At 37.6% G+C, this 12,017-nt stretch carries 13 protein-coding genes and 2 pseudogenes; 8 read left to right on the forward strand and 7 right to left on the reverse strand.

The genetic code is table 11. From position 1 onward, the window contains the following. Positions 1 to 223: 223 nt before the first annotated feature. A complete protein-coding gene (locus LZ575_RS01610) occupies positions 224 to 1,150 on the reverse strand; it encodes an aldo/keto reductase (protein ID WP_311195925.1) in 927 nt (308 codons plus the stop codon). A gap of 99 nt (positions 1,151 to 1,249) precedes the next feature. Then, a pseudogene (xerD, locus tag LZ575_RS01615) lies at positions 1,250 to 2,153 on the reverse strand (site-specific tyrosine recombinase XerD). 113 nt (positions 2,154 to 2,266) lie between these two features. On the opposite strand from xerD, the gene LZ575_RS01620 reads away from it, so the two are divergent. From LZ575_RS01620 to LZ575_RS01650, 7 genes are all read left to right on the forward strand, one after another. After that, positions 2,267 to 2,896 carry a porin family protein gene (locus LZ575_RS01620; RefSeq protein WP_235327918.1) on the forward strand — a complete coding sequence of 210 codons (630 nt, stop codon included), beginning with the start codon at positions 2,267 to 2,269 and terminating at the stop codon, positions 2,894 to 2,896. 290 nt (positions 2,897 to 3,186) lie between these two features. Next, entirely contained in the window at positions 3,187 to 3,492 is a 306-nt protein-coding gene (locus tag LZ575_RS01625) for a porin family protein (RefSeq protein WP_235330652.1), read from the forward strand. Between the two features lie 331 nt (positions 3,493 to 3,823). Further along, on the forward strand, positions 3,824 to 4,315 hold the full coding sequence (locus tag LZ575_RS01630) for a hypothetical protein (protein WP_235327920.1): 492 nt from the start codon (positions 3,824 to 3,826) through the stop codon (positions 4,313 to 4,315). A 134-nt stretch (positions 4,316 to 4,449) separates the two neighbouring features. Next, the gene (gene aroQ / locus LZ575_RS01635) at positions 4,450 to 4,869 is read left to right on the forward strand and encodes a type II 3-dehydroquinate dehydratase (RefSeq protein WP_235327922.1); all 420 of its coding nucleotides are present in this window, start codon (positions 4,450 to 4,452) and stop codon (positions 4,867 to 4,869) included. Between the two features lie 2 nt (positions 4,870 to 4,871). After that, positions 4,872 to 5,594 (forward strand): diphthine--ammonia ligase, encoded by a 723-nt coding sequence (locus LZ575_RS01640; protein ID WP_235327924.1) that lies wholly within the window; start codon positions 4,872 to 4,874, stop codon positions 5,592 to 5,594. A gap of 46 nt (positions 5,595 to 5,640) precedes the next feature. Then, positions 5,641 to 6,075, forward strand: coding sequence for a helix-turn-helix domain-containing protein (locus tag LZ575_RS01645; RefSeq protein WP_235325074.1), 435 nt, complete (start codon positions 5,641 to 5,643; stop codon positions 6,073 to 6,075). Next, positions 6,072 to 6,941, forward strand: coding sequence for an IS3 family transposase (locus tag LZ575_RS01650; RefSeq protein ID WP_235330653.1), 870 nt, complete (start codon positions 6,072 to 6,074; stop codon positions 6,939 to 6,941). Before LZ575_RS01645 ends, LZ575_RS01650 begins: the two co-directional genes overlap by 4 nt. A gap of 151 nt (positions 6,942 to 7,092) precedes the next feature. Here LZ575_RS01650 and lpdA read toward each other — a convergent pair. From lpdA to LZ575_RS01675, 5 genes and pseudogenes are all read right to left on the reverse strand, one after another. Beyond that, positions 7,093 to 8,484: pseudogene (lpdA, locus tag LZ575_RS01655) on the reverse strand (dihydrolipoyl dehydrogenase). 156 nt (positions 8,485 to 8,640) lie between these two features. Then, on the reverse strand, positions 8,641 to 9,192 hold the full coding sequence (locus LZ575_RS01660) for a collagen-like protein (protein WP_235327926.1): 552 nt from the start codon (positions 9,190 to 9,192) through the stop codon (positions 8,641 to 8,643). 15 nt (positions 9,193 to 9,207) lie between these two features. Next, complete coding sequence (gene msrB, locus LZ575_RS01665; RefSeq protein WP_235327928.1) at positions 9,208 to 9,600, reverse strand: peptide-methionine (R)-S-oxide reductase MsrB; 393 nt, start codon at positions 9,598 to 9,600, stop codon at positions 9,208 to 9,210. A 22-nt stretch (positions 9,601 to 9,622) separates the two neighbouring features. After that, positions 9,623 to 9,982: a peptide-methionine (R)-S-oxide reductase MsrB gene (gene msrB / locus LZ575_RS01670; RefSeq protein WP_409187188.1), complete on the reverse strand. Its 360-nt coding sequence runs from the start codon at positions 9,980 to 9,982 to the stop codon at positions 9,623 to 9,625. 148 nt (positions 9,983 to 10,130) lie between these two features. Further along, entirely contained in the window at positions 10,131 to 11,006 is an 876-nt protein-coding gene (locus LZ575_RS01675; protein WP_235327930.1) for an alpha/beta fold hydrolase, read from the reverse strand. Between the two features lie 178 nt (positions 11,007 to 11,184). On the opposite strand from LZ575_RS01675, the gene LZ575_RS01680 reads away from it, so the two are divergent. Beyond that, entirely contained in the window at positions 11,185 to 12,006 is an 822-nt protein-coding gene (locus LZ575_RS01680) for a M48 family metallopeptidase (protein WP_235327932.1), read from the forward strand. Positions 12,007 to 12,017 lie beyond the last annotated feature (11 nt).

Raw genomic sequence — 12,017 nt, forward strand, 5'->3', positions numbered from 1 at the left:
GTTTGGAGTCAAGAGACAAGAAACAAGAAACAAGAAACAAGAGACAAGAACCAAGAGTCAAGAGACAAGAACCAAGAACCAAGAAGTAAGAGAGAAGAGAAGGTTCTTTTTTTCCTGAATTTTATGGAAATTACAGATAATGAAAAGCCTCTGATATATTTTATAATCAGAGGCTTTTCAATTTTAAAATATTAAACATAAGTTGGTCTATGACAAAGCCCACCTACTTTTTCTCATCATAGATATCTTCATAGGAATTTCCAGGAGTGACAAAGAATTCCCCGGTAACATATCGAAAATGTTTGTTCAGTTTAGTGATCTTTTCCAGATCTTCTTTGTCCAACTTAATCTCACTACTTTTCAGGTTTTCTTCTATTCTACCGGGATTAGTAGATTTTGGAATAACGGCTGTATCCCGGGTGAGATGCCACGAAATTAAAATTTGGTAAGCAGAGGCCTGGTGTTTTTCTGCTATCTCTATTATTACCTCATTTTCCAAAAGGGAGGGCTCGTTGGAAGCTTTCATTCCTTCAGGCCTGTCACCACTTCCCAAAGGGGAATATCCTGTCAAATGGATATTATTTTGTTTACAAAATTCCAGTAATTCCTGTTGCTGTAAATAAGGATGAAGTTCTACCTGGTTCAATTCAGGATTCTCATTACTTTCAGCCATTAAATCCTGTAATTTTTTTCTGCTGAAATTTGAAACTCCAATATGTTTTACCAGTCCCTGCTCCTTTGCTTCCCGCAACATTTTCCAGGTATCAAGAATTGGAGCTTCCTCAAGGGAAAGATAATCCTCATCTTTCTTTGGAGAAGCAACATCAGGTTTAAATGCCACTGGCCAATGAATAAGGTATAGATCCAGGTAATCCAGCTCAAGATCTGTTAAGGTTTGTTTTAATGCAGGTATAACATCTTCTTTTTTATGTGCATTATTCCATAGTTTAGAAGTTACCCATACCTCCTCGCGTTTAATTTTTCCTTCTTTGAAAATCTCAGAAAATGCTTCGCCAATTTCGGCCTCGTTACCGTAGGTTGCTGCACAGTCTATATGACGATAGCCACTCTTAATTGCTGCTTTCACAGCTCTTCCCACTTCACCTTTTCCAGATTTCCAGGTGCCCAGGCCAATTGCTAAGCATCTCATCACCATTTCTAAATTTTAATGTTTTCATAGTTGCAATTTTTCCTTAAGATAACAACCGCATAGTGTCTTCAAAAGCAGAAAGAGGGATTTAGCACAACTTTAATATTTGCTTCGGGGATGATAACTGGTGATGACTTTTCTCAAGTGCGTTTTGTCTACGTGCATGTAAATTTCGGTAGTAGTTATGCTCTCGTGTCCCAACATTTGCTGAATTGCCCGAAGATCGGCTCCATTTTCCAGTAAGTGAGTTGCAAAAGAGTGCCTAAAGGTATGAGGACTAATTTTCTTATTTATTCCTGCTGAAGTGGCTAAATTTTTTACAATTGTAAAAATCATTGCCCGGGTTAGCATTTTGCCCCTGCGGTTGAGAAATACAATATCTGTATAAGAATTTTGTACAGGGACAATAGACTAAGCTATTTTCTACATATATATTGATGTAATCCTGGGTGACTTTTCCAATAGGTACAAATCGATCTTTTTCACCTTTTCCTGTAACTTTTATAAATCCATCATTAAAATAGAGATCGCTAAGCCGGAGATTTATTATTTCTGAAACCCGTAATCCGCAACCATACAAAGTTTCTATTATGGCTTTATTTCGTTCCCCCTCATTTTTTGAAAGATCCACACTGTCTATTAAATGGTCTATTTCCTGTAAGGATAAGGTATCGGGCAATTTTCTACCTATTTTGGGAGATTCTATTAAATCCATAGGGTTAGTATCACGGTAACCTTCAAAAACCAGGTAACTAAAAAAACTTTTTAAGCCTGATATAATTCGTGACTGCGATCTTGCGTTAACTAATTTGGCAAGTTCATATATAAATTGTTGTAAGGTTTCTTTAGAAATTTTTGTAGGAGAAACCGATAACTGATTTGTGTCTAAATAGTTAATAAGTTTTTGAATGTCAAGCGAATAATTTTCTACTGAATTATCTGCTAAACCTCGTTCTACAAGTAAATAATCCCGAAAATCCCTAAGTGCCTGATTCCAATTCATATAGTAGGTTATTAACAAAAGAGGTTTGAGTATTAGTATTACTTTAGGTTTAAGTAACACTTTCTTAACACCAGTAAGCCTACATTTGTTCTCAACTTTAAAATCAGAAAGATATGAAAAAGTCAATTTTATTCGTTGCTCTTGCAATATTTGGATTTACCAATATGAAGGCACAGGAATTTGTTATGTTTGGAGCTAAAGGAGGTGTGAATTTTTCAACATTTTCAGGAGATGGAGTAAATGCCTGGAATGACCCTTCCGGAAGAACATCCTTTCATTTAGGTCTTGTTGCTGAAATTCCCATGAGTGAAAGATTCTCAATTCAACCAGAGGTTCTATACTCAGGGCAGGGTTATGATATTGCCAGCAGGGAAGATGCAAATGATGTGGAGTACCAGTTAGACTATATCCAGGTTCCTGTTATAGCTAAAGTCTATGTATTTGAAGGTCTTGCTCTGGAAGCAGGTCCCCAAATAGGATTTTTAGTTAACAGCAGAATAGATGCGAATCCTTCTTCAGTAAATGATGAAAATTCTATTCCTTTGGATGAAGAACAGTTTAATAGCGTTGACTATGGAGTAGTACTTGGTGCTTCTTACAAATTCCGTGGTGGATTCTTTGTTAATGGAAGATATAACATAGGTTTAAACCAAATCTATGATGATAGTATTTCCAACAATCTTTTTTCAGAAGCTGATGCTAAACATTCAGTTATTCAGGCTGGGATAGGATTTATGTTCTAAAGATAATTGAACTTATAAACAAGAAAGGTGTAAGATTAGTCTTACACCTTTTTTTATTTGCCTCTTTCAAAGGATTGAACTATTTCATAGATTAGGTCTCACAATCAGGTAATTAGGGTGAATATGAAAAAACTATTGTTAGTGGCATTTTTATTCCTGTCTATTACTTCATCCCAGGCACAAGAATTTAATTGGGGCGCAACAGCAGGTATTAATTTGCTACTGTAAGCGGGAAAGATTTAAATACGGGCCAGGAATTTAATAACATTGATCCCCGAACAGGTTTTCATATTGGATTTGTTTCGGAACTCTTACTGGGAGGAAAACTTTTTATAGCGCCGGAGCTACTGTATTCCTCTCAAGGTGCTACAGGAGACGAGATGGAGCTTAAATTAAATTACCTTCAAATCCCTGTAATGGGTAGATACTATTTTATTAAAAGTTTAAATGTGGAAATAGGTCCGCAGTTGGGAATTTTGCTTGGTTCTTCGGGTGAGATAAAAAATTCCCCGGTTTCCAATGATGATTTTGAAAACATTGATCTTTTAATTGCTTTTGGAGTAGGATACAAATTGTCCAACCTAGGTTTTTTGTGAGAGGCAGATATTTTTTAGGATCTAATGTAGCCAAAGGAAGATTAAGTGGAATTACCGGAGATGAAATTATTGAGGTTGAGTATTTTAATAAAGTAGGCTAATTATCCTTAGGTTATATGTTCTAAGCTTTATTCATTTATACAAGGTAATTTTATAATTTTAGTGGTAGATCCTACTTCGTTTATCCCACACACAAACTGACTTAAAGAACCAAAACGGGTGATTTTTAAGACAGAATCCTGTAATACTTCTACTACAGAAATTAAGTTGCTATAAACCAATGTTTTAACAAAATATTTATATATTTGGTTAAACAACTAAAACCACAAACATGAAAAAATTAATTTTATTAGTAGTGTTGGCAGTTATGGGATTTACTTCTTCATACGGCCAGGGAAATTTTCGTTTAGGAGTAAACGCAGGTCTGCCTATAGGAGATGCAGCTGATTTAACTACATTTCAATTAGGAGCAGATGTTGCTTATATGCTGAGTTTAGCAGATGTGGCGGCCGTAGGTCCTATGGTTGGATATTCGCATTTTTTTGGAGACTCTGGTGAGGAAGGTGATTTTGAATGGGAAGTTGATGATGTGCAATTTGTTCCAATTGCAGCATCTGGTAGATTTAATCTACTTTCTTTAGCCCTGGGATTGGATCTTGGTTATGCTGTTGGATTAAACGACGGAAATGACGGGGGATTTTACTATAGACCCCAGGTAGGTTTTAATTTAGGGCCAGTAGGTTTAATTGCCTCATATCAGGGAATTAGTATGGATGGAGGAAGTATTTCCTCTGTTAACCTGGGAGTGGAATTTGGTTTATAACTAATTATTAATGACATATTTGAAGCAGGAGAAATCCTGCTTTTTTTATTTCTGAAAATTTTCAGTAATATATTTAAGATGTAGAGTGGTAACAGGGAATACTGTTTAATTCTAAATTTTAATATCTTTAGCTTATGAGAATATTAATAATAAATGGACCTAATTTAAATTTGTTAGGTAGGCGGGAGCCGGAAACTTACGGGAAAGAAAGCTTTGAAGATTATTTTTCTAAACTTCAGTCTAAATTTAGAGCAGTGGAACTTTCCTATTACCAAAGTAATATAGAGGGCGAACTCATTAGCCGCATACAGGAGGCAGATAAAAATTTTGATGGAATCGTATTAAATGCCGCAGCTTACACTCACACTTCCATTGGTATTGGTGATGCCGTCAAAGCAATTTCTACACCTGTGGTAGAGGTGCATATTTCAAACACTTTTGCTCGCGAAGCTTTCCGTCATAAATCATTTCTATCAGCTCACGCAAAAGGCGTTGTTTTAGGATTTGGCCTTCAAAGTTATGACCTGGCAATTTCCAGTTTCCTTAAAGACTAATAGTGAAAAAATCTTATCTCAACTGGAGCAGCGGAAAAGATGCTGCATTAGCTCTTTATGAACTTCAGAAAGAGGGAAAATTTTCAGTAGAAAAATTAGTTACCACCATTAATTCTGAAACAAACCAAATTTCGATGCACGGTGTGAGAACTGAATTGCTTCTCCGTCAGGCCAAATCAATAGGAATTCCGCTTTACGCCATTTCTTTAAATGGTAATGTTTCTCTTTCAGATTATAACCTGAAAATGACTGAAGCTGTAAAAGACCTGAAATCTCAGAATATGACTCATAGTATTTTTGGAGACATCTTTCTCGAGGACCTGAGGGAGTACAGGGAGAAGGAACTAAACAAAGTGGGAATAGAAGCTGTGTTTCCTTTATGGAAACGGGATTCTTCGAAATTAATAGAGGTATTTCTGGAAGCCGGATTTAAAGCTATTACAGTTTGTGTAAATTCAAAATTTTTGGACAAGTCCTACTGCGGAAAAGTAATTGACAAAGAATTCCTGGCCTCTTTACCTGATGGTGTTGATCCCTGTGGAGAAAATGGAGAATTTCACACTTTTGTTTTTGATGGTCCCATTTTTAAAGAGCCTGTAAAATTTGAAGTAGGGGAGGTCGTTGAAAAATTTTATACTCCTTCTTCTTCAAAAGATGACTGTTTCAAAGAGGAGGAGACATCCTGGGACACAGCATTCTGGTATTGTGATTTACTTCCCATTTAAAAGTCTGTCCTGTCCTGAAATAGCGATACACTAAAAATCTAGTGTAATGAAAACATCAGCGAGCAAAGGGTATATCAAGCGTACCCAAAAAGATTACTCTGTTTCTTTTAAGTTACAAGTTGTCCAGGAAATTGAATTTGGTCAACTAGGCAGGACAGAAGCTTGTCATAAATATGGGATTCAAGCTAAATCAACAATTAGGGAATGGCTCAGAAAATATGGTAACTTTGATTGGGAGAATCAATCTGGAACTATTGTGGCAAAAACACCTGAACAAAGAATCCTTGAGCTAGAGGCCAAAGTCAAACTGCTGGAGAAACAGAAGGCAAGGGCGGAGCATCTTGCCGAGCGAGCAGATAAGAAAGTCATTATCTTCGATATGCTGGTAGATATGGCCGAGAAAGAATATGACATCCAGATCAGAAAAAATTACACGCCCGGGTTATCGACCACTTCAAAGAAGAACACAAAGAAACAATAGTTTCTTCCTGTGATTTACTCGGGGTAAGTAGACAGGTATATTACAGATCCATTAGATCTACCATTGAAAAACAGGAAGTGGCACAAAAGGTAATTGCCTTGGTGCGGCCCGTAAGAATACTGATGCCCAGGCTAGGTAGCAAGAAGCTGTACCATATCCTTAAAGAAGAACTTGTTCCTTTGAAAGTAGGACGTGACAAACTTTTTAGAATTCTTAGGGCAAACCATATGCTGATAAAATCCAGGAGAAGCTATCACATCACCACAGACTCGCACCATAGATTTAGAAAGCACAAAAACCTATTGTGTGCCACAGAAATAAATAGGCCAGAACAGGTTTTGGTAAGTGATATTACTTATGTGGGCAATAGGAGGAATCCTGCATACCTGGCACTGGTCACAGATGCTTACTCGAAAGTTGTAATGGGGCACGACGTATCGAATAGTTTGGATGTGTCAGGATCAATAAGAGCTATGGAGATGGCAGTCAAAAACAGATGCTATAGCGACCAACCTTTGATACACCACTCCGACAGGGGCCTCCAATACTGTTCCAACGACTATCAAAAGGTACTGGATAAAAACAATATTAAACCAAGTATGACTGAGAAGTATGATCCCTATGAAAATGCCATTGCCGAGCGGATAAATGGAATATTAAAGCAGGAATTCCATATTGCAAAATACGATACTGACCTCACAACAAGAAAAAAGCTAATAGATGAAGCAATAAAAATTTACAACCATTTAAGGCCACACCTGTCAAACCATATGCTAACTCCACATCAAATGCATCAACAATTAGTCCTAAAAAGAAAACAGTACAAATCAAAAAAGCTGAACAATGAGATCATCGTTCAGCTTTAAATAATTAATTTTAATCCTTAATAATCTGTATCGCTCATTTAGGACTAGACAGTCTTTTAAAAGAAAAACCCCGCTAGGTTTTTTTCGCAGCAGGGTTTTTTATTTTTGTCTAACGTCTAACGTCTAACGTCTAACGTCTAACGTCTAACGTCTACAAGTGTATTACTTCGTCGTATGCGGCAGCCACTGCTTCCATAACCGCTTCACTCATAGTTGGGTGAGGGTGGATCGCTTTTAAAACTTCGTGGCCTGTAGTTTCCAGTTTTCTTCCTAATACAGCTTCTGCAATCATATCAGTCACCCCGGCACCTATCATATGGCAACCTAACCATTCTCCGTATTTTGCATCAAAGATTACTTTTACAAATCCGTCAGGAGTACTAAGCAGCTTTTGCTTTTCCTGAAGCCGAGAAAGGAAATTTCCCAACTTTCAGTTCGTAACCTTGTTCTTTCGCCTGTTTTTCAGTCATTCCAACTGATGCAATTTCAGGAGACGCATAGGTACAACCGGGAATATTTCCGTAGTCGATAGGTTCAACATGCAGGCCAGCAATTTTCTCTACACAGGTAATACCTTCAGCAGATGCAACATGTGCAAGAGCTGGTCCTGCTACCACATCACCTATAGCGTATATACCTTCTACATTGGTTTCATAGAAAGGACTAACAACTATTTTATCTTTATCAGTTTTAATTCCTAATTCCTCCAGCCCAATGTTTTCAATATTTGTTTTAATTCCAACTGCAGAAAGTACTATATCAGCCTCAAGAGTTTCTTCTCCTTTTTGAGTTTTGACCTTTGCTTTTACCTTTTTACCAGAAGTATCAACACTTTCTACGGAAGAATTGGTCATTACTTTAATCCCTGCTTTCTTGATGCTTCTTTCAAATTGCTTGGAAATTTCTTCATCTTCGAGCGGAACCACATTAGGTAAAAATTCTACTATGGTAACATCTGTTCCCATTGAGTTATAGAAATGGGCGAATTCAACCCCAATTGCACCAGATCCTACAACGATCATAGATTCAGGTTGTTTATCAAGGCTCATTGCTTTCCGGTAACCTATTACTTTTTTGCCGTCCTGCTTAAGGCTTGGCAATTCCCGTGAACGCGCTCCAGTAGCAATAATTATGTGTTTTGCCTCATAATCGGTAGTCTTGCCGTCCTTAGCTTTAACTTCTATTTTCTTACCTTTTTTCAGCTTACCATAGCCTTCTATGACATCTATTTTATTTTTTTCATCAGGAATTGAACCCCTTTGCTCATTCCATCTGCTACATTTCGGCTACGTTTTATAACTGCTCCAAAATCTTTATCGGCATTCTCCAGTTTTAGTCCGTAATCTTCAGCGTGTTTAAGATAATTAAAAACCTGCGCGCTCTTAAGCAGGGCTTTAGTAGGTATACATCCCCAGTTTAGGCAAACCCCTCCAAGGCTCTCCTTTTCAACAATAGCGGTTTTAAAACCTAATTGTGAAGCGCGAATGGCGGTGACATATCCACCTGGACCACTTCCTAAAACAATGATATCGTATTTACTCATTTTTGGAATTTTTTGTAACAGTTAAGAAGTTGCGAATTTACGGAATAATGGGCTAAACTGAAAGTCTTAATCTTAACCAGAGTAGAATTAAATTCATTCAAATAAAATGGCCCGTCAGTTAAGACAGGCCATTGGAATATTTTAAAAATTTTTTATTTACAAGCTTGCTTTTTTTACCTCCTTTTCCTGAACGTTCATTGCTTTCAAAACGTTATTCATGTTTGAAGTGTCTAAGGAAGCTGCCATAGATGCAGGCAATATTACCACTCTAAATACCTGATCTTGCGTGTAGGCAGGGTCTAAATTTTCAAAATTTGCCGTTCCATCCATGAATATAGATACATCAAAAAAGGTAAAATCATAATTATATTGAACTTCTCCATCTTCTACATAATAAGTTTGAGGTAAGAGTCTAAAAACTTCAACAGGCAAACCATCTGCTGTACCATCTTCATCAACTTTGAGGTAAACAAAAACAGCATCTGTTTCTCTTACGGTAACATCCTGATCATTAAAATCAATAAGAATACTATAGTCATTTCCGGCGTTGAGATCCACAGGGTTAAAGTCTAAAACCAATCCTGTTCTGGAACCCGCTCCGTCCTCACCTGGAGGTCCTTGTGGTCCTTCCGGACCTCTTGGGCCCTCCTCTGAACAGGATGAAAAAAGGATAGTTGAAACGAATAATAATGTGAATATTTTTTTCATAATTGTAAGTTTAAATTATTTAGTAAATTCTATACTGGCCGAGTTAACACAATAACGTTGACCTGATTCTGTAGGACCATCATCAAAAACGTGGCCAAGATGGCTCCCGCAGTTGGCGCAAAGTATTTCTGTACGAATCATTCCAAAGGTTTTATCCTGTACATATTCAATACTTCCTTCTATGGCTTCGTCAAAACTTGGCCAGCCGCAACCACTTTCAAATTTGGTATTACTCTCGAAGAGTTTGGCATGACAGGCCGCACAGTGGTATTCTCCGTCTTCAAAATGAAGATTATATTTCCCTGTATGAGGCGCTTCCGTCCCTTTCCTTCTCAGGACCCTGTACCGCTCTTCTCCAAGCTGTTCCTTCCACTCCGCCTCAGTTTTTTCTACACTGTATTTTTTCATTGGTAAGCGTTTTCAAAAATTATTACTTCTTATCTGCAGGAATAAAGTTCATCGCAATTCCATTGATGCAATGTCTTTTTCCTGTGGTTTCCTGTGGGCCATCATCAAAAACGTGACCTAAGTGTCCTCCACAGTCGGCACAGTGAACTTCATCCCTTTGGTACCCTAATTTAGAATCAGATCCATAAGCGACTCCACCTTCTACAGGTAAGTCAAAACTTGGCCATCCTGTACCACTTTCAAATTTGTGTTTGGTTTTGTAAAGCTCATTTCCACAAGCTGCACAAACAAATGTTCCGGATTCGTGAATGTCATTTAGTTCGCTGGAGTGAGGCGTTTCTGTAGCTGCTTTTCTTAAAACTGCATATTCCTGGGGAGACAAAATTTCTTTCCATTCAGCTTCAGTCTTTGAAACTTTGTATTCCGGGGAATTTTTAGGGGATTTTTTTGAGCATTACTGTTGCAGCTAACAGCAACAACGGCAATTAAAATTATAATTATCTTTTTCATATTCATCGAAGTTACAAAGATTATACCGCGATGAATGTTTTGATTTTGTTAATTACCTCCTTATCTCCAAGGATTTTACGATGACCCAATCCTTCAGTAACATGTATTTCACCATTTTCAAGTTGTTCGAGAATTTCATAAGCAGAGCTAACATGAACATCTACATCATCCTTATCATGTACAACAAGTGTAGGTATTTCCACCTCTTTTGCTGACAAAGCTCCGGAGTATGTATCCATATCCTGTCCAAATTTTCCATCCAGATAGGCTTTCATTTTCATGGCTACAGTTTCGTCCAACTTCATGTTAGAGGCAAATTCCTTTGTAATATGCGTGACGCTGTTAGCTGTTCCTATGATCACCAGCTTTTGTAAATTCAATCCATCTTTTACCGCTTTTAATAATGACATACCTCCAAGGGAATGTCCTATTGCAGCATTAAAAGGTCCAAGCTCTTTATCAACAACCTCTACTCCCTCTATAAAATAAGGCATCATACTCATTTTACCTGTTGCTTTACCATGAGCAGGGGCGTCAAAACTAATTACCTGGTATCCCAAGGTCACAAATTCTTCTGCGATAACAGATAGTTGAGTACCTCTACCACTCCAGCCATGGACCAGTAATACCCTTTTTTCAGCCTTTTTGTTACCATAGGTGTAAATTATAATTTCTTCTCCACTTTTTGGAAGCTTTATAGTTCTTTGAAACGACTCCCGGTCCATTTTCTTTTCCCTTTCAGGAAGTTTATATTTTCTGGGAGTCAGGAATAATTTAGCTGCAAATCTACTGGCAAGATATGGAGATACTGCTGTAAGGATTTTTCCTGTTGTAAGTATATATTGAGGAGTAAGAAGAACCTGTACAGGCGTTTTTTCTTTTTGTTTTTTCGTCATTTTTTGAATTAAAAATGCAAAGTTAATGATTTGAAGAAGAAAGGGTGGACGCCTTAACATCTCCCGTTAAAACTGGATTGGTATCATTTTTGTCAATGCTCTAATTGTTAAAGCCAACATAAACCCTTTAACACAACGGACGTTGTTTTGTACTTTTATTATCTTAAAACCTAATATTATGAGAATCAAAAACTTTTTTATAGCCGTGTTAATGGTCCTTTCCCTGGCTGGATGTAAAACGAATCCGTTTACAGGGGAAAAGAATCTTAATTTCGTTTCCAACGACCAGCTTTTTCCGGCAGCCTTTGCACAGTATGACCAGTTTTTAGCTGAAAATAATGTTGTTACCGGAACAGCTGAAGACCGAATGATAAAGAATGTAGGGCAAAAAATAGTAACTGCTGCTGAAAGATATTTAAATGCGAACGGGTATCAGGGATATTTAAATGATTTTGCGTGGGAATTCAATCTTGTTAAGGATGAGCAATTAAATGCCTGGGCTATGCCGGGAGGTAAAATTGTATTTTATACAGGTATATTACCTGTAGCACAAACTGAAACCGGAGTTGCAGCAATTATGGCCCATGAGGTGGCTCACGCTCTTGCCGATCACGGTGCACAACGTATGAGTGCAGGACAATTACAACAATTGGTAAGTGTTGCCGGGAGTGTGGCTTTAAGCGGAAGAAGCGAGCAAACACAACAAATCTTTGCTCAGGCATATGGACTTGGATCACAATTAGGAGTAATGCTTCCTTTTAGCCGAAGCCATGAAACTGAAGCCGATAGAATAGGATTAACTTTAATGGCGATTGCCGGATATAATCCTGAAGAAGCTGCAGATCTTTGGAGAAGAATGGCAGCTCAAAGCCAGGGTCAGTCTCCACCGGAGTTTTTAAGTACTCACCCTGCATCTTCTACTAGGATAAGTAACATTACTAAATGGGCACCTGAGGCTAAAGCAGAAGCTCGTAAATATGGAGTAACATCCTTTAAATAAGATTACCTAAA

The organism is Antarcticibacterium sp. 1MA-6-2 (assembly GCF_021535135.1).
Classification (GTDB): domain Bacteria; phylum Bacteroidota; class Bacteroidia; order Flavobacteriales; family Flavobacteriaceae; genus Gillisia.

Coding starts and splice junctions, on each gene's coding strand:
- LZ575_RS01610 (WP_311195925.1), bottom strand. CDS start 1,150: ATGAGATGCTTAGCAATTGGCCTGGGCACCTGGAAATCTGGAAAAGGT.
- LZ575_RS01620 (WP_235327918.1), top strand. CDS start 2,267: ATGAAAAAGTCAATTTTATTCGTTGCTCTTGCAATATTTGGATTTACC.
- LZ575_RS01630 (WP_235327920.1), top strand. CDS start 3,824: ATGAAAAAATTAATTTTATTAGTAGTGTTGGCAGTTATGGGATTTACT.
- aroQ (WP_235327922.1), top strand. CDS start 4,450: ATGAGAATATTAATAATAAATGGACCTAATTTAAATTTGTTAGGTAGG.
- LZ575_RS01645 (WP_235325074.1), top strand. CDS start 5,641: ATGAAAACATCAGCGAGCAAAGGGTATATCAAGCGTACCCAAAAAGAT.
- LZ575_RS01660 (WP_235327926.1), bottom strand. CDS start 9,192: ATGAAAAAAATATTCACATTATTATTCGTTTCAACTATCCTTTTTTCA.
- msrB (WP_235327928.1), bottom strand. CDS start 9,600: ATGAAAAAATACAGTGTAGAAAAAACTGAGGCGGAGTGGAAGGAACAG.
- LZ575_RS01675 (WP_235327930.1), bottom strand. CDS start 11,006: ATGACGAAAAAACAAAAAGAAAAAACGCCTGTACAGGTTCTTCTTACT.
- LZ575_RS01680 (WP_235327932.1), top strand. CDS start 11,185: ATGAGAATCAAAAACTTTTTTATAGCCGTGTTAATGGTCCTTTCCCTG.